20 protein-coding genes and 2 pseudogenes are annotated in these 23,384 nt (G+C 40.2%); 3 read left to right on the plus strand and 19 right to left on the minus strand.

The window, feature by feature from the left end:
- Positions 1-48: 48 nt before the first annotated feature.
- The 5 genes and pseudogenes from EP737_RS26800 to EP737_RS03225 all read right to left on the minus strand — a co-directional run.
- Positions 49-939: pseudogene (locus EP737_RS26800) on the minus strand (SbcC/MukB-like Walker B domain-containing protein); the annotation flags it as partial.
- A gap of 1,671 nt (positions 940-2,610) precedes the next feature.
- Positions 2,611-3,141: pseudogene (locus EP737_RS26805) on the minus strand (AAA family ATPase); the annotation flags it as partial.
- Positions 3,138-4,295, minus strand: coding sequence for an exonuclease SbcCD subunit D (locus EP737_RS03215; RefSeq protein ID WP_129726461.1), 1,158 nt, complete (start codon positions 4,293-4,295; stop codon positions 3,138-3,140). The pseudogene EP737_RS26805 and the gene EP737_RS03215, both read right to left, overlap by 4 nt.
- 18 nt (positions 4,296-4,313) lie before the next feature.
- Positions 4,314-4,553, minus strand: coding sequence for a DUF2584 family protein (locus EP737_RS03220; RefSeq protein WP_129726462.1), 240 nt, complete (start codon positions 4,551-4,553; stop codon positions 4,314-4,316).
- Between the two features lie 165 nt (positions 4,554-4,718).
- On the minus strand, positions 4,719-4,907 hold the full coding sequence (locus EP737_RS03225) for a hypothetical protein (protein ID WP_129726463.1): 189 nt from the start codon (positions 4,905-4,907) through the stop codon (positions 4,719-4,721).
- A gap of 295 nt (positions 4,908-5,202) precedes the next feature.
- Between EP737_RS03225 and EP737_RS03230 the strand changes: the two genes are divergently transcribed.
- Positions 5,203-6,078 (plus strand): cation diffusion facilitator family transporter, encoded by an 876-nt coding sequence (locus tag EP737_RS03230; protein ID WP_129726689.1) that lies wholly within the window; start codon positions 5,203-5,205, stop codon positions 6,076-6,078.
- Between the two features lie 350 nt (positions 6,079-6,428).
- Here EP737_RS03230 and EP737_RS03235 read toward each other — a convergent pair whose 3' ends face one another.
- The 4 genes from EP737_RS03235 to EP737_RS03255 all read right to left on the minus strand — a co-directional run bounded on the left by EP737_RS03235 (position 6,429) and on the right by EP737_RS03255 (position 9,179).
- Positions 6,429-7,067, minus strand: a complete 639-nt coding sequence (locus EP737_RS03235) for a phosphatase PAP2 family protein (protein WP_425455833.1) — start codon at positions 7,065-7,067, stop codon at positions 6,429-6,431.
- A 63-nt stretch (positions 7,068-7,130) separates the two neighbouring features.
- On the minus strand, positions 7,131-7,895 hold the full coding sequence (locus EP737_RS03240; RefSeq protein ID WP_129726465.1) for a sporulation protein: 765 nt from the start codon (positions 7,893-7,895) through the stop codon (positions 7,131-7,133).
- Complete coding sequence (locus EP737_RS03245; RefSeq protein ID WP_129726466.1) at positions 7,877-8,692, minus strand: serine/threonine protein kinase; 816 nt, start codon at positions 8,690-8,692, stop codon at positions 7,877-7,879. Before EP737_RS03245 ends, EP737_RS03240 begins: the two co-directional genes overlap by 19 nt.
- 310 nt (positions 8,693-9,002) lie before the next feature.
- Positions 9,003-9,179, minus strand: coding sequence for a YozD family protein (locus tag EP737_RS03255; RefSeq protein ID WP_129726468.1), 177 nt, complete (start codon positions 9,177-9,179; stop codon positions 9,003-9,005).
- A gap of 156 nt (positions 9,180-9,335) precedes the next feature.
- Between EP737_RS03255 and EP737_RS03260 the strand changes: the two genes are divergently transcribed.
- A complete protein-coding gene (locus EP737_RS03260; protein WP_246040166.1) occupies positions 9,336-9,518 on the plus strand; it encodes a DUF3930 family protein in 183 nt (60 codons plus the stop codon).
- Positions 9,519-9,524: 6 nt separating this feature from the next.
- Here EP737_RS03260 and EP737_RS03265 read toward each other — a convergent pair whose 3' ends face one another.
- From EP737_RS03265 to EP737_RS03285, 5 genes are all read right to left on the minus strand, one after another.
- The gene (locus tag EP737_RS03265; RefSeq protein ID WP_129726469.1) at positions 9,525-10,187 is read right to left on the minus strand and encodes a hypothetical protein; all 663 of its coding nucleotides are present in this window, start codon (positions 10,185-10,187) and stop codon (positions 9,525-9,527) included.
- A 423-nt stretch (positions 10,188-10,610) separates the two neighbouring features.
- Positions 10,611-10,826, minus strand: a complete 216-nt coding sequence (locus tag EP737_RS03270; protein ID WP_129726470.1) for a YozE family protein — start codon at positions 10,824-10,826, stop codon at positions 10,611-10,613.
- Positions 10,827-11,020: 194 nt separating this feature from the next.
- A complete protein-coding gene (locus EP737_RS03275) occupies positions 11,021-13,129 on the minus strand; it encodes an ATP-dependent Clp protease ATP-binding subunit (RefSeq protein ID WP_129726471.1) in 2,109 nt (702 codons plus the stop codon).
- Positions 13,130-13,351: 222 nt separating this feature from the next.
- Entirely contained in the window at positions 13,352-13,531 is a 180-nt protein-coding gene (locus EP737_RS03280) for a small acid-soluble spore protein H (RefSeq protein ID WP_129726472.1), read from the minus strand.
- Between the two features lie 346 nt (positions 13,532-13,877).
- Positions 13,878-15,320, minus strand: a complete 1,443-nt coding sequence (locus EP737_RS03285; protein ID WP_129726473.1) for a glycoside hydrolase family 1 protein — start codon at positions 15,318-15,320, stop codon at positions 13,878-13,880.
- A gap of 330 nt (positions 15,321-15,650) precedes the next feature.
- Between EP737_RS03285 and EP737_RS03290 the strand changes: the two genes are divergently transcribed.
- Complete coding sequence (locus EP737_RS03290) at positions 15,651-16,268, plus strand: glycosyltransferase (protein WP_425455841.1); 618 nt, start codon at positions 15,651-15,653, stop codon at positions 16,266-16,268.
- 202 nt (positions 16,269-16,470) lie between these two features.
- Here EP737_RS03290 and EP737_RS03295 read toward each other — a convergent pair whose 3' ends face one another.
- The 5 genes from EP737_RS03295 to EP737_RS03315 form a co-directional block, all read right to left on the minus strand.
- Complete coding sequence (locus EP737_RS03295) at positions 16,471-17,247, minus strand: DUF3959 family protein (protein ID WP_129726474.1); 777 nt, start codon at positions 17,245-17,247, stop codon at positions 16,471-16,473.
- A gap of 246 nt (positions 17,248-17,493) precedes the next feature.
- On the minus strand, positions 17,494-19,263 hold the full coding sequence (locus tag EP737_RS26170) for a PAS domain-containing protein (RefSeq protein WP_246040168.1): 1,770 nt from the start codon (positions 19,261-19,263) through the stop codon (positions 17,494-17,496).
- A 533-nt stretch (positions 19,264-19,796) separates the two neighbouring features.
- Positions 19,797-20,870 (minus strand): hypothetical protein, encoded by a 1,074-nt coding sequence (locus tag EP737_RS03305; RefSeq protein ID WP_129726475.1) that lies wholly within the window; start codon positions 20,868-20,870, stop codon positions 19,797-19,799.
- A 294-nt stretch (positions 20,871-21,164) separates the two neighbouring features.
- The gene (locus EP737_RS03310; protein WP_129726476.1) at positions 21,165-21,857 is read right to left on the minus strand and encodes a response regulator transcription factor; all 693 of its coding nucleotides are present in this window, start codon (positions 21,855-21,857) and stop codon (positions 21,165-21,167) included.
- A complete protein-coding gene (locus EP737_RS03315) occupies positions 21,854-23,311 on the minus strand; it encodes a sensor histidine kinase (protein WP_129726477.1) in 1,458 nt (485 codons plus the stop codon). Before EP737_RS03315 ends, EP737_RS03310 begins: the two co-directional genes overlap by 4 nt.
- Between the last annotated feature and the right edge of the window lie 73 nt (positions 23,312-23,384).

A 23,384-nucleotide genomic window follows, 5' to 3' on the forward strand; every position in this document is an offset into this window, starting at 1 on the left:
CTTATTAAACTGTTGTGCGGTCTAGTTGTGTACCTCTGTTGCATATGACTATACCTGTATCACAAACCGTGTTCGACTACAGCCATCCTTCTGTTTTGTTACTTCCAAAACAGCTGGAAGCGCATGTTTTAACTCTTGCACGTGGGAAATTACACCAATCAGACGACCCGACTTTTGTAAGTCTATTAGCGTGTCGATTGCCTTTACAAGCGATTCTTCATCAAGAGATCCGAAGCCCTCATCAATAAACATCGTTTCGATGGAAATGCCTCCCTCATAAGATTGAATCACATCTGCCATCCCGAGCGCCAGACAAAGAGATGCGTTAAACTTTTCGCCGCCAGATAGTGTTTTTACATCGCGTGTTTGTCCGGTATACGCATCATACACATCTAGTCCGAGACCGCTTTGACGAAGTCTCTTTTCCACCCTATCGCTTCTTTTTAAATAAAACTGACCGTTTGAAAGCTTACGAAGCCGCTCATTTGCTGCCTGCACAATATGCTCTAAATATTCAATAAGGATATATCGTTCAAAAGAAATCCGGCTCTCATTATCGCCTTTGACAGCCTCATACAAATCAACAAGCTCATGAAAAACAGTTTCTTCTTCTTGAATGTCCTCATCAATTCTGCTAATATTCTCTGCAGTTTGTTTTATATATTGAAGGGTCATCATTGTATGCTGACGCTGTTCCTTCGTTTGTTCTGCTTGTTGTCGCAGTTCTTCGATTGTCCCCAGTAATTCCTCTACATTAGTTCGTTTTTCATTCGTTAGCTCACTGCGCAACTCCTCGATTTGTTTGGAAAGCAACTGTACTGCTGAATAGTAGGACTCGATTGTTTGCTGCAGGGACAGAATTTGCTCTTGGGGCCTTTTCGCAGCTTGATAAGCGGCTTCATCTATGAAACTGGCCTGCCGCAGGCTTGCCGCAAAACGCTCATATCGTTGACTTTTTTGCTCTTGAGCTTCCTTTAGCTGCCGCAGCGCGGAGCCATAGTCTGCTTGGATTTGAAATCTTTCCTTTGTCACTTGCTCATACTGCCGCTCTGCTAGCTTCCAGCTCTCCTCCAACGTCTGAATCAAACTCTCTGCTTCTTGATATTTGCTGTTCCACATACTCATATTGGAAATATGCACTGGAATTCTCGTTTGATCATGCTTATAGGCAACCTGCTCCTCCATGTACGAACGCTCCATATGCTGCAGGTGAGCTTCGATTTGTCCTTTATCGTTCTGCAGCTTTTCTATATGCGCCTCGAGCTCTTGGATTTTTAGCTTTATATCATTCCGTATAGTTTCCTTTTGCCTCAAGATCTCAATTTTTTCAGATAATTGTGTTCCTTTTTTCATGAGCATCTCATATTCTTGTGTAGCTTCGGCACGATGATAGCCGCGTTCTTCAATCTCCCGTGCCTTGTCTTCACAATCCTTGCTTGCCGAGTGCCAGATTCCCTCGTATTGAAAATACTCTTTCTCCGCCTGCTCCCGCTTGCTGCGAAGCTGTTGCAGTTCATCCTTATGAATTCCCTGTTCACGGAATACCGCTTTATTCGGGTGGGAAGTACTTCCACATACAGGACAATGACAACCGTCCTCTAGCTGCAGCGCAAGATGTCCAGCCTGTTCTGCAAGCCCTGCCTTTTCAGCTGCTTCATATTTCCTTTGCCACTGCTCGGCCACACTCTTCGCCTGTAATAGATGAGCCTCTTGCTCTTTCACATATTGCGAAGCTTCCAGGTATACTTTGAGCGCTTTAAAATCCTCCCGTAATGCCGCTCGCTCTTCAAGCATTGCCGCATAGTCACGTAACAACTCATCAAGCTGTTGCAGCGCTTGAGTTAGATTCTTACGTTGTTCTAAGCTTCTTTGCTCCTCTTGGACAACAGCCTGAAGCCGCTCTTTCTCCTTTTGCAGCTTCTTCTCTGTTTCCTTTAGCTGCAGCTCTTTGGAGGCGAAGGTTTCTAAAATAGGCTTTAGCTCTGTCAAAGCTTCTCTGTTTCGCTTTGCTTCCTCACGCAGCGGTTCCTTCATTTTTTCAGCGTTGTACAATTGCTCAGTCCTTTGGAAACGCTGCTCTATTTCTGTTTGTTTCCCGTGCAGCATAGCAACCCTTGCTTCTGCTTGCCCAGCGATGTGAACAGCCTCCAGATATGTGTCCTCAAATGGCACAAGACGGTTTGCCTTCTCGCCAAGCTGCAGTTCCTGCTGCTTTTGCTCCATCACTTGACGATCAAGAAGCAGCTGTTCATAGCGTTCTTCCTTCAACTGTAAATCTAGTAATCTATCATTGACTGCTTTAGCCCTATGATAGAATTCCTCTTTTTCCGCAAGCTCCTTTACTTGCAATTCCGTCTTCTTTGTCAATGCTGCCAATAGACTTTGATAAAAGGCCTGTTCTTCTTCTAAGGCTTGCAGCACTTGATAGCTGTTTACACTCTCTTGTTCTGTAAGCTCTTTTAAAAAAGACGACTCACGTACAGGAAGCTGCATCGCGTTCCGTATATAAATATCGCGTTCCTTCCTCTTGCCCTGCAGCTTGTCGTGCAGTGCCTTCCGTTTCCCATCCAATAGCTCCCTCATAAGCTTATAGCGGTCTGTTTTAAAAATACGGCGCAAAATCTCCTCTTTATTTTCTGTTTCAGAAGTCAGCAGCTTACGAAATTCCCCTTGCGGAAGCATTACAATTTGACTAAATTGATGCTTATTTAGACCTAGCAGCTCTTCTACCTTTCGATTGATATCGGTCACGTGAACACGGTCCACGCACGGCACCTGCTCTTCTCCAACAATTTCGTAAAATTCAATCGTTCCGCCTGTTGCCGTTTTATTTCCTTTCTTTTTATGCGCCATTTGCCTCATAATCCGATATACCCGGTCTCTAATAGCAAATATAAGCTCAACGCTCGTATGCACATGATCCTCAGCAAAGTGACTGCGCAGCATAACAGCATCATTCCGCTCTTCACCGCTTGCTTCTCCATAGAGCGCATAACAAATCGCATCAAAGATTGTTGTTTTTCCAGCACCTGTGTTCCCTGAAATTGAAAATAAGCGATGCTCACCCAATTCTTCAAAATCCACAATTTCCTTCCCTTTATATGGTCCGAACGCATTCATAATAAGTCGAATCGGCTTCATCGTCGCCCTCCTTCCCGCTCACGTACTTCGTCTAGCACTTCTAAAAAAATTTGCTGCTTCACATCTGACAATTCGTTCCCCCGCATTTCTCTATAAAAGGCCTTTAACAAGGACATATCATCCATTTGATGACGGGATGCAGCTGCTTCTCCTGTATCTGTCTTTCCTTGCTTATGCAAGACTCGTTCGACATGCATTGCATTCGGATACACAGTGCGAATTTTCTCCATTGGTTGCAAAACAGGATTTTCATCCAATAATCTTACAAATACATAATCTGCACAAATTTCATGACGCAGCAGCTCATCTAGCTTAGCTTCCACAGTTCTCATCTCACGCAGCGGCTTCAGTTCCCGCTTTTCTATCGTGATATCCCCTTGTCCATTCAATTCCACAATATAAAAACCCTTTTTATGGTGTTCTTCCGAAATGGAATATTTCATAGGCGAGCCCGCATACCGAATTTTCTCCTCACGTATGTAATGGGCCTGATGCAAATGCCCAAGTGCCGTATAATGAAAGTGCTTAAAATAATGACTATTCACATATTCAACGCCACCTATTGATAACGGTCTCTCGCTTTCACTCGTATTCTCCTCCATCTCTCCCGATGGCGTTACAAAGGCATGTCCAACAAAAATATGGCGAGCTTCCTGGTCCATTGTTTCAGCAATCGTATTTACAAGAATACGCATTGCATCATCATGACTGCGCACATCATCATTTTTTAATTTATATCGAACAACACTTGGATCTGCATATGGAATTAAATGAATATGAACCTTCCCGTGCTCATCCACAAGCTCTACTGGTTCATACGGATATTGAAACTGTCCAGCAAGATATAAACCTTGCGCCTTCATCAACTCGCTTCCGAAATGGATCCGATCGGGACTATCGTGGTTTCCCGCAATTGCAAACACAGGAGTTTGTAAATCAATCGTAATCGTTCTTAATGTCCGATTAAGTAAATCAACAGCCTCAGTCGGAGGAATAGCCCGGTCATACAAATCCCCCGCAATGATAACAGCGTCAGGCCTCTCTAGCCGAATGGCTTCTACAAATTGATTCAGTACAAACTCCTGGTCCTCTGTCATATACACACCATGAATTAATTTTCCTAAATGCCAATCTGCCGTATGAAAAAACTTCATGCCTTCTCTCTCCTCATCTTAGTTGACAGAATGAAGAGAAACGAGTTGATAACGGAGAATCGTTTTTCCTTCATTCCAAACAATCATTTTCGGTACAGCCTTCCCGACTGCTTCTTTTTCAGTTTTATATATAGGTACTGTCTCTTCTAATGGGTATACATGATAACCATCAAGCCGAAGTTCAAATAAATTGTCCTCTGCGTCAACACGCACTTCTAAATCATGAGAAACGATATGGGTATGCATTTCAAAATTCATTTGCTTCATCCCCTTTATTTTACAGTTCTTCTTATTAATCTTATCTCGTCAAAGAACAGATGACAAGATAAGAGAAAGTACAAGTCTTCTCACTACGCTTGTTTTATAAATTCCCCTTATGCCAAATTGCCTTTACAGCATAAAAGCACCCCGAAGGATGCTCTCTTATCTGTACAGTTTTAAAGCTTTTAGGTCCTTTAAAATCTGATGATATGATCCTTCAATCCCTTCTTTAACATGATCCAGTTCTGCTGCGCTCTCCTTTAGGATATCAACATTTTCCCGTATCCTTCTCAAAGCATCAACAAAACATTGATCCCTTTCACTTTGTGTAATAACCCATTGTTTTTTCAATCCCCGCCATCCCCCTTCCTTAATCCTATTGTATTTTGACTGCATGGGCGAATTTCCATTTAATTGACTTTATGTTTGTATCAAAATATAAACATCGTCCACTTACACACTTATATGTTTACATAATAATATTATTATCAACCTCATATATAATCTGAGATGTTGCCTCTCCGAAACACTCTTATCCTGCTCCTAAAAAACTACTTTTGCACAACAATGTTTGTATAGACCCACTCAATTCTTATCTGTTACTCTTATACAGGAACATTTTTGCGAAAGGTTGTGTGATATGCACATGGAAGCATATTCTCATAAAAAAGCAGACCACGGTGCGATTGTTAGTATTGCCGCCTACATATTTTTATCAGCAATAAAGCTGACTGTGAGCTACATTACCGCATCAAGCGCTCTTCGCGCAGACGGCCTGAACAACTTAACAGATATCGGGGCATCCCTCGCCATACTAATCGGCTTGAAAATTTCTAGAAAACCACGTGATCATAATCACCCATACGGTCATTCCCGTGCCGAACAAGTCGCTTCTCTAGCAGCTTCCTTTATTATGGCAAGCGTAGGAATTGATGTAATGATTGGAGCCGTGCGTTTATTCTTTCAAAGTGAACAAACAACACCTAGTGTAACAGCAGCATGGGTAGCTATATTTTGTGCGGTCGTAATGTACGGCGTATATTTATACAATATGGCTCTTGCAAGGCGAACAAAAAGCAAAGCACTTGAAGCCGCGGCAAAGGATAATCTTTCCGATATGCTTGTTAGCATTGGCACAACAATTGGCATCATTGCCTCCCAATATGGGGTACCGATGCTTGATCCAATTGCAGCACTTATCGTTGGGATTATCATCTGCAAAACAGCATGGGATATATTCAAAGATGCTTCTCATTTATTAACAGATGGCATTGATCCGGGTGAGATGGAATTATATAAACATACAGTAGCTATGGTGAACGGGGTCAATAAAATTACGGACATCAGAGGCCGCATGTATGGAAACGAAGCTTATGTGGACATTACAATTGAAGTAAACGCAACTATGGATGTAATAGAAAGCCACCGCATTACAGATGAAATTGAAGAGCTTCTAAAACAAGAACATCAGATTCTCCATTCCCATATTCACGTAGAACCAAGTAAAACAAAACATCAGTGAACTACCACGAACCTAAAGGTATCGTGGTTTTACGCCCACAAATATAAAGAAAACAGAAGCCTCGCCGATTGGCGAGCCTTTAGACGAAAATGGAGACGTAAGTGCACTTGCATTGCATTTTATGCTTAAGCTTTTCCACTACGTTAAATTAGCTTATAGCTAAGAATCCATATCTCCTTAAAATAAAAAACAGCTTTAAGATTAGAGGCTGCTGAAACAGTCATTGCTTTGAGCACGTTAAAAAATTTTATTCATATACAAAGAAAAGAAGTTATCCATCTACATGCAGTTGCAGTAGTTGTCTAGCTTCTTTTCTTTGTTAAATAGACTTTTTCAGCATCCTCTTGATGCTAAGCTGTTTTTTTAGAAAAAAATTGATGAAACAAAATGCACAGTATAAGCCAAGCCCCTCCTGCTGCACAACCCGCAAGAATATCAGTGGGATAATGTACCCCTAGGTATACACGGCTTAAAGTAACCGAAAAAATCAACAAGGAAGCCACTGTAATAATAATCGCTTTCTGTCGAAGCTCCAAACGATGCTCTGTAATTGCCAAATAAGCAATAAAGCCGATAAACGCTGTCGCATTCATCGCGTGACCGCTCGGAAAACTATAACCTGTGGCAGTTACAAGTGTATGAATGTCGGGTCGTGCACGCTCAAACCAAGACTTTAGTGCAAAGTTCAAATAACGGGAACCATATAAACTAACAACTAGCAAAGCAACAACTAACCAGCGTTTTCGAATCAAAAAATACAGTGCCAGCAAACAAACAAGCGGCGCATACAGTCGAATGGAGCCTATATCTGATATAAGCCTAAAAAACATAGTAAACATGTCATTGCGAAAAGAGTGGATGTATTTACTCACCGCTACATCAGTATAAACGAGAACTGCTGTTTCATATGTACTCGCCATGCCAATAAAAACACCCGCGCAAAGTATCATCCACTCTAGTAAACGTACGCGTTGTTTCATCGCTCTCATCAACCTCGCTCAAATAAAAAATAGAGGGGTTCTTAGCTTCCCCTCTATTTTTTATTTTATGCATTAACAATATTTTTTTATCATCTGTTCTAATCTATGTGCAAGTGTTGCCACATCAGAAGGTGTAACTGTGAAGCGAACACGCGTCTCGTCTAAATCTAGCGCCTCAGAAAATAAGCCTGCTAATCCTTTTGCTTTCCTATCAATCTCCATAATAAACTCCAGCTCATTCAGGGAACGCGGGAAAACAAGGAGCTCTAACTCATCTAGCTTTCGGTAAAACGGACCTGATACAGGTAAAAACTCAAGCTCCTGCGCAAAAGGAACGCTGCCTCGCAAACGGTGCGGCAGCTCTTCGCATTCTGCTTGGCGTAATCGGAAGCCAAGGCTCTGTACGGCCTGCATTACGTCACTCATAAGAGTACCCGGCAGCACTTGAATATAGTCCGTATCGCTTGGATCCATGCTATGTTTAATATCTAACCCCGTACGGATCCATACTTTTTTGAGACCGAATGTTAAAGGTGTTTCAATAGGTAACGTAAAGGAAAATGGCACCTCTCGCTTTTCTCCCGGCTTGACCACAAGGGGATCTGTTAAGCGAATTTTCGCCAAGTCCTGTGTAATTGATACTTTTCGGTCATCTGACTCTCGTGTATACGTAGTAGAAAGTGTAAGGTAAATACTATCAACATTTTGTTCAACAGCGCCGCCAGCAATATGGACAATCCCCTTCACTTCTTCTCCCACTGCCCATTCATCGCGCTGCAATACTGTATCAACCTTAGCTGCCCCAATGCCGACACTTGCTAAAAATCTTTGAAACATATACTTCTCTCCTTTTCCATTGTTTCAATATGATTCATCAGTTCCTCTGCATTTTCATACGGCGTTGTTATACGCAGCATACGCATAATTATGCTTCTCCCGTCATGAGATAGGGGCAGCTCTTCATACCAAGGACGTTCCTTCTTTGAAACAGGTGTATAGCCCGAATACAACAAAAAGAGAAGAAAATGTCCTAGCGCATAAAAGTCGCTGCGATAATGAACCTCTCGCATATATTGCTTCTCACCAAAAAAGGTTTCCTCTCTTGTATCCTTCTCACCCATGCGGCAGGCTAAACCAAAATCAACAATATAGATCCGCCCGCCTTCCGTTAAGATATTTGGAATGCGCAAATCTCTATGAATAATACCCTGTTTATGAAAATGCGAAACAATCCTCAAAATATCGTAAATAATGGAAAATGCCCTCTCCTCAGTATACACGTGCTGCTCTTCAAAAATGAGCTGCTCAAATGTTTTTCCCTGTATGTAGGTCATTACAAAAAACGGCTCATCATTCCAAACAAAGGAATGAAACAACTGCGGAATACAAGAATGCTTGATTTCCTGCAAAATTGCTTGCTCATTCTGAAATGATTTTCTTCCCGACGCAAGCTTTTGTTTACTTTTCCGCAGCTGTTTTAGCACCTTTTCTTCCCCTGTGTTCAAATCAGTAACGCGATACGTAAATCCGTAGCTTCCCATGCCAATTACACTTTCGATGCGATAATACAGTAAAACAGTACCCAGTTTCAGCGGTCTATCAAAAATACTGGAGATACGCGAAAAAAACGTCATTAGCTACTAAAGAAGCTAGAAAAAACACTATGGCTTTTATGCTTCTTTTTATAATGACCATGACCATAATGGTGATGATTTCCATGATGGTGATGATTTCCATAATGATGGTGCTTCTTGTAATCACTGCTAGAATAAGAACGATATTTATGACTTTGTCCCAATAAGGCTTTAAGTAATTTCTTTAACATTGCTTCACCTCATTCTCACATTTGTCTCTATTATAACAGTTGTTAGAAGTCGAAGGTTGTTACAATTTCGTAAAACAGAAATGAAAAACGACGAGTGCAACCCGTCGCTACTTTCGCTGTTATTCTTCTTCCTCAAAAATTTCATCAATCATGCACTTTTCAAGTAAGTAATCAAATGTGATATCTGCCAGCTCCTCCATTTCCTCCGGCTCTGGCACGTATCCCCTTCGGATTAATTGATTGTAAAAGAATTCGGCAATCTCTTCCGTATCAATGACCACTTCAATTTCTTTCACATTCATCACCCCTTTATTTCTGTTTTATGAGGGAAAATGAAATTTATGTGTACAAACGAAAAAACATTTTTTTAATTGGCTTAGTATGTACCAGTCATATCAAACCATGCCTGTGCATACCCATGTAGTACAAGCTATTAAAGGGGGAACGATGTTGTGGAAAAAAATAGCATGATTGACTGGAAAGCAGAGGAAGACACATCACGTCTGACCGTATTTGCTAATGAACACTTCGATATGTGGACCGATCGTATGATAAAAGCTCTCGTTATCTTTTTAACTATAGTGGGCATACCCTTCACAATACATGTGTTATTGCAATTTCTCTTCTCTCTCTAAACATGATTACTTCTTTTTGGTTAGTTTTGTTAAGTAACTGAGAACCAAATCCATCACAATTTTGTACTCTTCATCTTGAAATGTGTGATACAGCTCTCTATAATCATTATATACATCAAGTAAGCCATTAATAATTTCTGTACGGTTGGTTTTAATTCCAACACGTTTAGAATTATTGACAGATTTGAGTTTTTCAAGGTCGAGCTTGTTAATACCTGTTTTGTCATTTTTCAGCTTCTTTAATATACTATTTGCCGCTTGAGCATTTGCTAGGAGTGTAAGATCAGATTCGTCCGCCTCGAGCCACTCACCGTCTGTAATGCGAGACAACTCATAAATTGTATCTTCCCATGCATCATTTTTATAACGCCAAACTTCCGTACGATAGCCAACTACCCGAAATACATCTTTTTCATATCCAGTTACCTGGACAAGATCACCGAAGGTAAACTTATAATGCAGTTCAATCCATTCTTTTTCCACATTCCGTCCCTCATAATCTGTTATTAGTTGTAATGTATGCTCCACGTAAATACCATCGTGATTATTCACTTCATATAGATATACACCATCGAGCATCTTTACGTTCGTAATTTTGCCAACGGTTCCATACAATGTAATCACGACTATATCGCCAATGCTATATTTAGGTTGTTTTTTCTTAGTCAATGTATTTCTCTCCTTTTGTGAGTCGTGATTGAAGAGTGCTGTGACGATAACAGTATATGCGCTCGCTGCGAAAACGCTTATTATACACACGTATGTAAAAAAGAATTTTTCGATTTTTTCTAAAGAAAACTCGCCGATTGGCGAGCCCTGTTCTTGGGCGAAGACAGAGGCGTAGTTGCACTTACACTTTGTTCCTAAAATTTCCTGCTACGTCGAATTTGCTTCTGGCTGGAAATTTATGCTTTCCTACAGTGTAAAGAAAACTCGCCGATTGGCGAGCCCTGCTTCCCGGGCGAAGACAGAGACAGCGTTGTCCTTACACCTCCTTAAAATTTCCACATATATCCAATTGTCTTCCGACTAAAAATTTATACTTCTTAAAGTGTAAAAAAACAGCACACTCTCTTACCGGAGTGTGCTGTTTTATGCTTCTGTAACATAATAATCCCATGCTTCATCAAATATAGCCATAGTCAGCAATAGGCCGCTTAACTCGAGATATGAGCTAATTTCGTCATAATCTGATGATTGCTTCGGAAAGCTATAGTCTTCATAAATTTTAGTTGCAAGCTGCGTCATACTGTCTGTTTTACGACCATCCCTGTATTTCATCATGTAATGATAGAATGACTTATTCATAGAAATTCTCTCCTTTTTTGTTTACTTATTATACATGCCGTCCAAGAAAAAAACTAGCATGTATGATGAGGAACAAAAATCGTTCTTGCTTAACGGATACAACTGTCTAGCTGTTATCGATATAATTGTTGCTCCTTTCAAGCATATATGTAGATAACTGCGCCAAGCAAACAGCTTGGCGCAGCATTTTATCATTATAATTTCGCAACTTGAAGATTACCACCTGCTGCGAACACACGAATACCCTCCACATTATCCTCCAAAAGAAGATCTGCTACAGCATCTTCTATCTTTTCCTGCATAACGCGGCGCAACGGACGCGCACCGAATGCTGGATGATAGCCGATTTCAGCAATTATTTGCATTGCTTCTTCTTCCACAGCCAGTTCAATGTGCTGTTCATTTAGATTCTCTTGTAGTTCCTTAAATAGAAGTCGAACAATCCTCACTAGGCTTTCTCGTTCCAAATGATTGAATGGAATGATTCCATCAAAACGGTTCAAAAATTCCGGTTTAAAATAAGCAGTTAAGGAATCTAGGAGATTGCTATACTGCTCTTGTCTGGATGCAGCAAATCCAACAGTTGCTTTTTTATCAGTCACACCTGCGTTGCTTGTCATAATAATGATTGTATCCTTAAAGTTAACAGTGCGCCCCTGACTATCCGTCAAGCGACCGTCTTCTAATATTTGCAGGAACATATGCTGTACATCTGGATGTGCTTTTTCAATCTCATCAAGCAGAATAAGACTATACGGCTTTCTTCGGATCTTCTCAGTCAACTGACCTGCTTCCTCATGACCAACATAGCCTGGTGGAGAACCGATTAGCTTAGAGACAGAATGTTTCTCCATGTACTCACTCATATCAAGACGAATCATCGCTTCTCGATCACCAAATACTTCCTCTGCCAGCGTTTTAGCAAGTTCTGTTTTCCCAACCCCTGTTGGCCCTACAAATAGGAAGGAGGCTGTCGGTCTTGTTTTAGATTTTAGACCAGCCCGGCCGCGGCGTACAGCCTTTGCCACCTTCTCGACAGCTTGCTCCTGCCCAATTACTCTCTCTGTTAGACGCTGCTGTAGAGTTTGCAGCTTTTGTTGTTCCTGCTGCTGTAGCTTACTTACAGGAATACCCGTTTTTTCTTCAATAATATGTTCAATATCCTGCACGGTTACAACTGCATCTGATTGCTCTGCGCTTTGTAATTTTTCAAGTAAGCTCTTTTCCTCATCGCGAAGCTGAGCTGCTTTCTCATAATCTTCTTTCTCCGTCGCTTTCGCTTTTTCCGCACGAACATGATTTAATGCTAGCTCAAGACTTGCTGCCTCCTTATTGCCTCCGCGCAGATTCACTTTTGAACCAGCTTCATCCAGGAGATCAATCGCTTTATCTGGCAAATAACGGTCCTGAATATAACGATTCGAAAGCATTACGCATGCTTGGATAACCTCATTCGGAATCTGAACTTGATGATAACGCTCATACTGCTCTTTCAAGCCCATTAAAATCGAAATGGCCTCCTTTACAGATGGCTCATTTACCATAACGGGTTGAAAGCGTCTCTCTAATGCCGCATCCTTTTCAATGACACGATACTCCTTCAAAGTCGTTGCACCAATAACCTGGAGCTCACCGCGTGCCAATGCTGGTTTTAAAATATTCCCCGCATCCATGGAACCTTGAGCAGAGCCCGCCCCTACAATTGTGTGAATTTCATCAATAAACAAAATGATGTTATCGTTTCGCTGCAGCTCCTCGATCAATTGCTTCATACGCTGCTCGAATTGCCCGCGAACCCCTGTATCAGACACTAAGGAAGCAACATCCAGTACGTAAACTTCCTTATTCCGCAATTTAGCTGGAACCTTTCCTTCGACAATGCGCATCGCTAATCCCTCTGCAATCGCAGTCTTACCAACACCAGGTTCCCCAATTAATACAGGGTTATTTTTATTTCTTCGATTCAAGATCTCAATAACTCGATCAATTTCCTTCTCTCGGCCAATAACAGGATCAATACGGCCACGTTTTGCTGCGTCGCTTAAATTGCGTGCGATTTGTCCAAGCAAACCGCTTTCCTTTACTGCTTGTCCCTTTTCTTCTTCCATATTCGGCATTCCTTTTGATGCGCCTCCTTCAAATAGATTAAAGAATCCACCAAATGGATTTCCTCCCATTGAGAATACGCTCTGTCTTTCCTTTTCATAGCAAGCATGACAGAGATGCTTTTCACTTTTTTGACCATTTACGCGAATATTTACTAATACAGCAGCCATTTGTTGACCACATGCTTGACATTTCATATCACGCCACTCCTTTTCTCTATATATCCATCTATTAAAATGAAAGTCGTTTTTGACTTTGACTATCTTTGACCTTATGTGTAGTCTATTTTAATGATTTTATAATAATTATCAACTGGTATTTTCTGCAACTCCAAAAACCTCCCTATATGTGGGAGGTTTTGCTTGCTATTCTGGTAATGAAATAAGTTGTCTCGATATGAAGGATCTACAGGCTTTCCTTTAATACTCGACTAAATGATCTACCATCACATTTTGCTTCTTTTCTGGCTGATCAAGAGGATAAATTGTAGCAGTTCCATTTTGCTCATCTACCTTCTCGATATAAATTTGATGACCATCAAACGTTACATTTGCCATAACTGGTGAAGCTGCAATGTCTTTTGCACGTTGCTTATCCATGTAATGTCCCCCCTTATGATTTGATACCTGTTATAGTCTTTTCACAACATGTGCTTGTTATTCTTATTTGAAGGAGAAGCTGCGGAAAAAAATCTACGGAGACTGCTGAAGAAAATAAATTGTGGATATACCACTCAATAATTAATTAACACATTGGTCCTATTAGGTTCATCCCGACTAAGACTGGACACAAAAAATCCTGATTCTTACTTACTAATAAGGGAAGCAGGATTTTTCCAAAAAACTATTCAGTATGGGAGCTTTTGTTATTAAGACTACCGTACGGCCTATATTGGGATCATCTCATTCAGAAAAATGAACATTACCTCATTTATAAAATATAAGATTATAGCTCTTCCCCATTCGTTGCAATCACATTTTTATACCAGAAGAAAGACTTTTTCTTCTTGCGTTCCAATGTACCGCTGCCATCATCATGCTTATCAACATAGATAAGGCCATAACGCTTAGAGAACTCGCCTGTTGACATACTTACCAAGTCAATACATCCCCAGCTTGTATATCCCATCAGTTCCACACCATCTTCAATAGCCTCACGCATTGCCTTGATGTGATCACGCAGATAATCAATGCGATAGTCATCGTTAATCGTTCCATCTTCCTCGACTGTATCGATTGCCCCTAGACCATTTTCTACAACAAAGAGCGGAATGCGGTATCTATCGTAAAGCTCGTTTAAAGAAATGCGTAAGCCTGTTGGATCGATTTCCCAGCCCCAGTCACTAGCCTTTAAAAATGGATTTCTTACACCAGACAGAATATTTCCTTGTGCCGCATCTTCTGCTGATTTCACCTTTTTCTCTGTCCGGGACATGTAATAGCTAAAGCCAATATAGTCTACCGTGTTTTCTTTAATTAACTCTAGATCGCCTTCTTGTATTGCCAGCTCGATATTGTGCTCCTTGAAATAACGTTTAATAAAAGCTGGATACTCCCCGCGTACTTGCACATCAGCACAAAAATAATTAAAAAGCTGTTGCTCCCTAAGAGCATACATTACATTTTCAGGGTTGCAATCATAAGCATACACTGGCGCATAAAGAATCATACAGCCAATTTGAGCATCTGGCATCATTTCACGGCATAGTTTTACCGCTATGCTACTTGCAACGAACTGATGGTGATAAGCTTGGAAAGTAGGCTGATATTTGTCCTCTTCTTTTTGAATGGCAAAACCAAGACCCATAATTGGGAAATGTAAGCCACTATTAATTTCATTAAACGTCATCCAATACTTCACTTTACCTTGGTAACGGCTGAAAATCGCTTTCACATATCTTTCAAAGAAGGTTACAACCTCGCGGCTTCTCCAACCGCCATATTCTGTTACAAGATTCACTGGCATTTCGTAGTGAGAGATGGTAACGACTGGTTCAATTCCGTGTTTATGCAATTCATCAAATACACGATCATAGAACGCCAAACCATCTTCATTCGGCTCTAATTCATTACCATTTGGGAAAATGCGTGTCCACGCAATGGACATGCGATATACCTTAAAGCCCATTTCTGCAAACAATGCGATGTCTTCCTGATAACGATGATAGAAATCAATTGCTTCATGGTTTGGGTAGCTATACTTTTCCTTGTCAATTTTAAAATCAAAACCAGGTGACAGTAAAATCTTAAGACGCTCTTTACCGCCAGGAAGAACATCGGCAATATTCATTCCTTTGTTGCCTTCATAAAATCCGCCTTCCACTTGGTTAGCAGCCGTTGCTCCGCCCCATAAAAAGCCTTCTGGAAACTTACTCTGTACATGGTTCATATTCCATATCTCCTATCTGTTCATGTATCAGTATGCTGTAATATCTCTCCGTTAAAGATTATAGGTAGTTTCGCGATAAAAATACATAGAGGGTAGTGAATGCGACATATATGCCATCTGATGTCATTTGTTACATCAAAAAAACATGGTGTTTCTTAATAGTAGAGTGCCATATAGACAATGGAAAAATGATCCAGATCGACTGGTTTCATGAGCTAAAATCAAAGTAATTTTATTTGAGGAATGTAAAAAATCCTATGTACAAATAATACTAAGGATACTTGTTCAATTTGGAAGGAGCCATTTTTATGAAGAAATTATTATTGATTTATTTTGTTATTTCCGCTAACCATACTGGCTGAACCAATTGGTGCCGTGGCTCAACCACAAGAACATTGCATTAGCCAATCTGAGGTAAAATTCGAAAATGAATTCAGGAAACTTTGGATTGATCATGTATTGTGGACGAGTAATTATATTACAAGTGCAACAACAGCAGGGGCAGAAGACCAAAAGCAGGTGTTGTCAAGACTGCTGAAAAATCAAGAAGATATTGGGAATGCTGTGAAGCCGGTCTACGGGGAAAAGGCAGGGAACAAACTTACGGAGTTGCTTAAGGAACATATTATTATTGCCGGCAAGATTGTAGACGCGGCTAAAGCCGGAAAGAAAGCCTTGGTGAATCAGCTAAACAAAGAATGGTATAAAAATGCTGATGATATAGCAGCGTTCCTTAGCAGTGCCAACCCTTATTTAAAAAATGAAAATCTAAAAAAGTTGCTGTATATGCATCTAAAATTGGTGACAAATGACTTATCTGCAAGCTTAGCAAAGGATTGGAATGCAAGAATCGTTGCGATTGATGAAGGGGTCTCACATATAATCCTAATGGCAGATACTATCTCCGCGGGAGTTGTGAAGCAATTTCCGCAGAAGTTTAATAAATAATCTTAAGAATCTCCAGTAGAGTGCTGGAGATTCTTTAAAATTTCCAACTACGTCGAATTGGCTTCCAGCTAGAAATTTATACCTTCTTAAAGTGGAAAATAGGCGTATCCAGCAAAGTGTTGATACGCCTTAAAGCTGCATTGTGAAACAACATGTGTCGTCGCATTAGTAATACTTATCTTCAGTTATTTTCAATTCAATATTACATATTAGCCTTTTTCTTTCTTCGCCCCATTCGGGTTTCTCTAGTTTCTTCATGGATAAACTCTGTTTCTATATCTTGTTTCTCTTCTGCTGATCCATACTGCTCCATATTCTCCTCTTGCCTCGAGTCATGCAAGCGGGTTGTTTGCTGTACCGGGGATTCATATCGACGAGATTTTGATACTTTAATACCAAACTTCGGTAGACTCGGAATAGGAATTGTAATATTCCATCCCTTTCGCTGTTTTTTCTGTTTCGGTTTATTCGGTTTCCGCCCCTTTTCGCGTTTAGGAGAAGGTTTTGTTATATGTCCCAGCCATCCCCCAAATAAAAATCCAATCCCGAATGGCAGCAAATATATTTGTTCTGACGTAGTTACATACATAATATGCTGCAGTGCTTCTAACGAACCGACCTGTTTTACATCCCATAATAAGAATGCCCATAATCCAAGCAATCCTATCGTAATCGCATACGTACGAAACCGGAACAAAAATGGGATAATAGCAATACATGCCGAGATTTTCATATTTTCCAAGAGGAAACTTGTCGTTATATACGGGTTTCGAAGCAATAACAAGAATGTAATAAATACAGCATATGCTATCCAGCTAAATACTCGCCAATTGGTTTGTTTAGCGAAATAACTTCCCAAACTAATGAAAAATAACAGTCCTCCCACAACTAGTGATAATGTAAGAGGGAATTGTTTCATAACACCTGCAATTGGAAACAGGCAGCTGAGTACCATTAACAGTACATCCAGTTTCTTCACACTTCTCCATTCCTTTCAAGTTACTATCTGTCCTACTTTTACATTATAAAGAATTTCGAAGTAATTTTCTTATCTTTTCTATAATTTTATATTTGTGGGCGTAAAACCACGATACCTTTAGGGTCGTGGTGGTTCACTGTTATCTAGATCTATGGTCTTTTCTGCTTTCATTTTCCCTAATAATCGGTATGACAAACGATTCGGCTCAAGCGCAAAAGCAATAGCCCTTTGTCAACATATCTATCGCTACGACACCATCCCATCCCTAAAGGAATGGGTTTTCACGCTTCGTTGGCCGCTTCCAGTTCTCTCGAACGCAGCCTTATAATAGGTCGGGAGAATGACATCAACTTTTGTTCCTTTCCCCAGTTCACTATTTTTTTTGCCATAATAAGGAACATTCTCAAACTGAAAATAAGAAAGAGCAGAATCGTTCGCTTCAAGCCATCTTCCTTCACCATCTTTAAGGATAACCACGTCAGGCATCGCATTAATTAAAGTACGTAATCGTTTCTCGCTTTCTTTCAATGCTTCTTCCATTCGTTTATGCTCCGTAATATCCCTTAAGATGGATACGAAAGCTGTCACATTTCCTTTCGCATTTACAATTGGGGAAACAAAGCTGCTAACATCAATAAGACTTCCATCTTTTCGTTGCCTAATCGTTTCAAACGACATCACATGCCTGTTATTCACTATTTTTTGAAGGATTTCTGTATATTTGGCAACTAAAAAACTGGGAATGATAGGTTTTTTTCTTCCTATTACTTCTTGTTCAGTCCAGCCAAAGACTTCTTCAAATGCTTGATTCACTTTTATGACATTATGCTTTAAGTCGAAAATAATAATAGAATCCACCGTATTTTTAAGGAATAAGTCCAATTGTTGTCTGGTCGATTTCAAATCTTCTTCTATTTGCTTATTTTTGGTAATGTCTTTTACACTTCCATAAACTCCAACAATCTCGTTGTCTATGAAAATAGGGAAATTATTTACCTCTAAATCTATTCGGTATCCATTTTTGTGCCTAATCGCCACCTCATATTCCTGCTGCTTTCCTTTCATTGTTTTTTCTAAATATTCCATTCCCCTTTCCAGGGATTCTGGAAGAAATAGTGATGGAAGCGAAATCTCTTGAAGCTCTTTAACCGTATAACCAATCATTCTTTCCAAAGCCGGATTCACATCCAATAAATTTGCCTGTAAATCACAAGAATAGATTCCGTCAGGATTATGATCAAAGAGAGATTTATAAAAATCGGGCAACTGAATCAATTTTTTCTCCACAGCTTGTTTCTTATCATTAAGATTGCGGATTATAGCCCCGCTATTTAAGCTATTTGTACTTGATAAAGATGGAAGCGTTGCATCCATCACACCTGTGAAGGAAGATTTTGCAGCAAAGTATATGCCCTTAAAACTTGTTAAGGTTGGAGGAATAACATAAACAATGGCACCGATAGGCATTCCTCCATAGATATACGGGGTTAGCTCAAAACGCCAGGTCCCATTTAAATGTTCACATTCCCCATACATCCTTGACGTTAAGGGTAATGATCGAGAAGGAATGCTGATCAAGAAATGGTTCGAATCAATCAAAGCTTGTTCATATAATAAAGGCGATGCTTTCATCACCTTCCCTCCTCGATCTAAAACGGCTAAACAGGACTTTGACTGCCAAGAAATATTTCTGCTTTGATAATATTTGAGCAGCTTAAATCGTTCCCACTTTACTTGCTTGCGCAGCATCCCATTTACATCTTGTGCCGCTGAAGCTACGACTGATAAAATATGAGGATGGTTGACTGCCCATAGCCCTGCCATGTTAATGACTCCCAAAGTTTTTTGGGTAGCTGGATCACGGATAGGAGCAGCTGAAAATGTCCACTTTTGTAACTCTTGGCAAAAATGTTCTCCAGCAAACACTTGAATCGGAGAACCGATAACAATTGCTGTTCCAATCGCATTCGTACCTGCGTTATGTTCTGCCCAAGATGAACCAGCGACAAAATTCATATCTTGGAATATATATAATATATCTGGAAAATATTACTTGAGATGTCGTTTCAAATCCTCATAGAAATTCTCTCGTGGCCCGATGCAGCATCCCTCTTTTGCCAACAGCCGAGAGGAATGCTTTTATTTGTCTTAACACACAGATATTGTCCACTAATACATTTTTTAAAAATTAAAGCCCTGATCTTCTAAATGCTAGGCAGGAAACAGAAGTTATGAGAAGTTATGTTTTGTTACAAATATTAGAAAAGAGCGCCTAAAACAGCGCCCTGAGTAGTATTGTCTCTTTCGAAAATTCAAATAATCATTCCAAGGTTCTTTGTAGATGTTCAAATTACTATTACATTCAGAATCAACAATTTCTTTAAGCAGGTTTGTCGTCTCTATTACGATTTTCTCTTGTTCATTGCTTTGCTCAATTATCTTTAAAATTATTTTTGTTACTCGTTTATTCTTCAAAAATACCTAAATTCATTTTCTGTAGCTGAGGGCATTTAATTGCTTTACCTTGATGGCGATGTGGCCCTACCCTACTAGTTTTGAATCATAATATCTTTTGCTTCCGCCCATGCGCCTATAGGAGTTACTTTATACGTTGCCTCCGGCTGCAATGAACCATTATTTAAAATATCGAAAGTTCCGGTTGCTCCTTTTCGCGAAGTGAATTTGTATTGGGCGATAAGCTCAGATCCGCCTTCCGCTGTAAGCTTGACTTGACGCAAGGCGAATAGTTCATCTTTTGGATCTTCTGTCAAAGTAATTTCAACGCTTGTTGCATTAATTTGTTTAGCGGATTGAATAACAAGCGGAGCAACTTCCTTCGTTGTAAATTTGCTTTGTCTTACAGTTGCCCAATCAGCTGTTACTGTGTAAGTTATTCCCGGCTGCAGTGTTTGTCCGGCAGGTAAACGGAATTTGGGAGCTTGTCTGCCATCTGTAGCTTGTGTAAATGGGACATAACTCGCTACAATCGGCTGTCCTCCATCTGGAGTGATTGTTACTTTTTGATCCCTTAAGGAAGGAATGATGTCATAGCGTACTCCATTGTATTTGTTGTGTTTATTAAGAGTAACAGCCAAATCTCCTACTTTATCTGCATCTGCCGCCACTACATATTGATAATCAAGAATACCATCTGTCCGGAAAGACTCAAGTTCAAACGTATCGTTTGTTACTTGCCGTACTGAGTTTAGTTCTATTTTTTTTTCGCTCCCGATGAATGTACGCACTTTTTTCCCTTTATAAGTTAATGTATATTTCTCCCCGGGCTTTTGCACAGAGACCGGTACGATATATGTGGACTTCGCTCCCGTCTTGAGCTGCGGGATGTTTGTCAGCTGCAAGCCATTGCTGAACACGAAATTTTTCTTCGCTTGGTCCAGATTTAATTCCTCTTGGGGAATCGGCTTTGAGAAAGTGATCTCCAGTGCAATCGAATTTAACTTTTTAAGCTTCACTACTTGAATCATATCAGCATACGCTTGCTGCTGATTTTGCTCTACTTTGTTTTGGACAGAAGCATGAACTTCCGAGGCTTGAGAATATATAGAGACCCCTGTCGTAATTGCAGTTGTTAACACAACGTATTTCAAGTATTTCTTTTTCATTTCTGCGCTCTCCTTTTATTTTATGTTTTACTTGCCTAAGCTCATAATAATGCTGAGGTCTAAACTCCTTCTAAACAAATTCTTAAAAATCTATAAACAAAGCAGAAAACTTTTCTTATTAAAGAAAACTCGCCGATTGGCGAGCCCTGCCCTTGGGTGAAGACAGAGGCGTAGTTTCACTTATGCTGCACCCCTAAAATTTCCAACTATATCGAATGATTTCTAGCTAGAAATTCATACTTTCTTACAACAGAACAAAAAACTCCTGCCATAAATGGCAGGAGTGCAGCAAAGTTATATATTAAAACGATAGCCGGCTCCCCACACCGTTTCCAGGTATTGCGGACTTGCAGGGTCGCGTTCTATTTTTTCTCGGAGCTTTCGCACATGCACCGTTACGGTAGAAACATCTCCGGCAGAATCGAATCCCCAGATGTTCTCAAACAGTTGCTCCTTGCTAAGCACCTGATTGGGATGCGTGACAAAACAGGTTAACAAATCAAATTCTTTTGTTGTGAACGGAACTTCTTGCTCATGAATGTGTACGCGGCGAGCAGACAGATCAATAGAAATACCATGAACATATATAATCTTCTCCTTCTCAGCAGAACGGCTGCCCGCCAGCCGTTCATAACGCGCTAGGTGCGCTTTCACCCTTGCGACAAGTTCGCTTGGGCTGAATGGCTTTGTGATATAATCATCTGCACCTAACCCGAGACCGCGTATTTTATCGATTTCTTCTTTTTTAGCCGATACAAGCAGAATCGGAATGTTTTTCTCCGCACGAATTTGTCTGCATATTTCGAATCCGCTTATATGAGGAAGCATAATATCCAAAATAATAAGATTATAATCTCCTCGTAAAGCTTGGTGAAGCCCCTCTTCCCCAGAAGATTGTATCTCAGCCTCAAATCCGTTAATCTCCAAATAGTCACGCTGTAATTCAGCGATGCTCGTTTCATCTTCTATAATTAAAATTTTTGTCATCGTATCTCCCCTGATCTTTTCACTTTCAGCAAGGAAAAGAAAACCGTTGTCCCTTCCCCTATTTCACTCACAGCACTGATAGACCCACCGTGGCCTTGAATAATTTGTTTGGCAATGGCCAATCCAAGCCCGCTTCCTCCTGTTCGCTTATTTCTCGATTGTTCTACACGATAAAAACGTTCGAATATGAAAGGAAGTGCAGTCGATGAAATTCCCGAACCGTTATCAGTAACTTGAACTGTAACCGTACTCTCTTCATCAAGCAAGGAAATAATGATTTGCTTTGACTCTTTGTCCATATATTTTACACTATTATTGACTAAGTTCGATAACACACGCTTCAGTTTATCTCGGTCTGCCTTGACATAGCTGGGATGAGTTCGGCTCGAAGAAAAAAGAACTTCTATTCCTTGATCACCCAAGTCAAGATGCAGCTCCTCTATATAATCCTTTAGATATTGCAGGAGATCCACGCTTTCAAATGTAAAGGGCTCACGTTGCAAATCCAGCTTAGAAAATAAAAATAGCTCATCTATAATGGCATTCAAATCCTTAGCTTTTGTGTAGACAGTGGTCAAATATTTATCCACTTTCTCCGGCGTATTTGCAACTCCGTCCCGTATTCCTTCCACATAACCAATAATAGAAGTAATAGGTGTTTTGAGATCATGCGAAATATTAGAAAGCAGCTCTTTTCGATTCTCCTCGTATTGCACCTGAATCTCAATGGACTCCTTCAACTTCTTTCTCATTTCCTCAAACGATTGGGTGAGCTGCCCTACCTCGTCATTCGAGCAAGTATGCAGCTGAAAATTCAAGTCTCCTGCTTTCATACGCTCTATTCCATGCTTCAGCATTGTAATAGGTTTAATGATGCTGCGCGAAACTACATAGTTCAAAAAACCTAGCGTAACAACAAGCAAAAGAAGCAGCAAAGCAAATAATATCGGAAATAACTTACGTGCCAACTCCGCATATGAACTGACTTTGCGCAAAACGAAAATACTCCCTTCTTCCTGATTACTGAAGTAGAAATCAAACTTTACATACGTATAGAATGTATTGTTCACTTGAATCGTATCGCGCGTATTTATGTTGGCGGACTCAAAGGTGGGGAGGGATTGTTGGAGTGTTTTTCGCTCCAGTTCGGGAGAAGCATAAGTGATAGCAGTCCCCTTTCTGACAACAATTTCAACATCCTCCTTTCCCTGCAGTTGCTTTTCGTCCAACAATTGATCTGGTGCATGCTTTGCCAGCAGCTTTAAATCAAGAAACGTATTTTCCTCAGCCGCGGTCAGCGGCTTATTAGTGTAGGAATTTTTATAAAAATATTTCACAGATTTAACATCACCGGTAATAGTAAAAAGAACTAAAAAACCCGCTGTAAGCAATAAAAAGACAGAAATACATATGACTCCAATATAAGATAATAAAAATCTTGTTTGAATGGACACGTTCATCCTTCCTTATCCGTAGGGATTTCTCATATTTGAGGTATCTTTTATTAAGGTAGCATTATTTTTATCG

Origin of the sequence: Ectobacillus funiculus (assembly GCF_004138295.1) — a bacterium.
GTDB classification, from domain to species: domain Bacteria; phylum Bacillota; class Bacilli; order Bacillales; family Bacillaceae_G; genus Ectobacillus; species Ectobacillus funiculus.

Bases quoted from the DNA above. Each gene is read 5' to 3' on its own strand.
- EP737_RS03215 (WP_129726461.1), bottom strand. From the start codon at position 4,295: ATGAAGTTTTTTCATACGGCAGATTGGCATTTAGGAAAATTAATTCAT.
- EP737_RS03230 (WP_129726689.1), top strand. From the start codon at position 5,203: ATGGAAGCATATTCTCATAAAAAAGCAGACCACGGTGCGATTGTTAGT.
- EP737_RS03220 (WP_129726462.1), bottom strand. From the start codon at position 4,553: ATGAATTTTGAAATGCATACCCATATCGTTTCTCATGATTTAGAAGTG.
- EP737_RS03275 (WP_129726471.1), bottom strand. From the start codon at position 13,129: ATGAAATGTCAAGCATGTGGTCAACAAATGGCTGCTGTATTAGTAAAT.
- EP737_RS03280 (WP_129726472.1), bottom strand. From the start codon at position 13,531: ATGGATAAGCAACGTGCAAAAGACATTGCAGCTTCACCAGTTATGGCA.
- EP737_RS03305 (WP_129726475.1), bottom strand. From the start codon at position 20,870: ATGAAAAAGAAATACTTGAAATACGTTGTGTTAACAACTGCAATTACG.
- EP737_RS03240 (WP_129726465.1), bottom strand. From the start codon at position 7,895: ATGTTTCAAAGATTTTTAGCAAGTGTCGGCATTGGGGCAGCTAAGGTT.
- EP737_RS03245 (WP_129726466.1), bottom strand. From the start codon at position 8,692: ATGACGTTTTTTTCGCGTATCTCCAGTATTTTTGATAGACCGCTGAAA.
- EP737_RS03310 (WP_129726476.1), bottom strand. From the start codon at position 21,857: ATGACAAAAATTTTAATTATAGAAGATGAAACGAGCATCGCTGAATTA.
- EP737_RS03285 (WP_129726473.1), bottom strand. From the start codon at position 15,320: ATGAACCATGTACAGAGTAAGTTTCCAGAAGGCTTTTTATGGGGCGGA.
- EP737_RS26170 (WP_246040168.1), bottom strand. From the start codon at position 19,263: ATGAATTTTGTCGCTGGTTCATCTTGGGCAGAACATAACGCAGGTACG.
- EP737_RS03235 (WP_425455833.1), bottom strand. From the start codon at position 7,067: ATGAGAGCGATGAAACAACGCGTACGTTTACTAGAGTGGATGATACTT.
- EP737_RS03270 (WP_129726470.1), bottom strand. From the start codon at position 10,826: ATGAATAAGTCATTCTATCATTACATGATGAAATACAGGGATGGTCGT.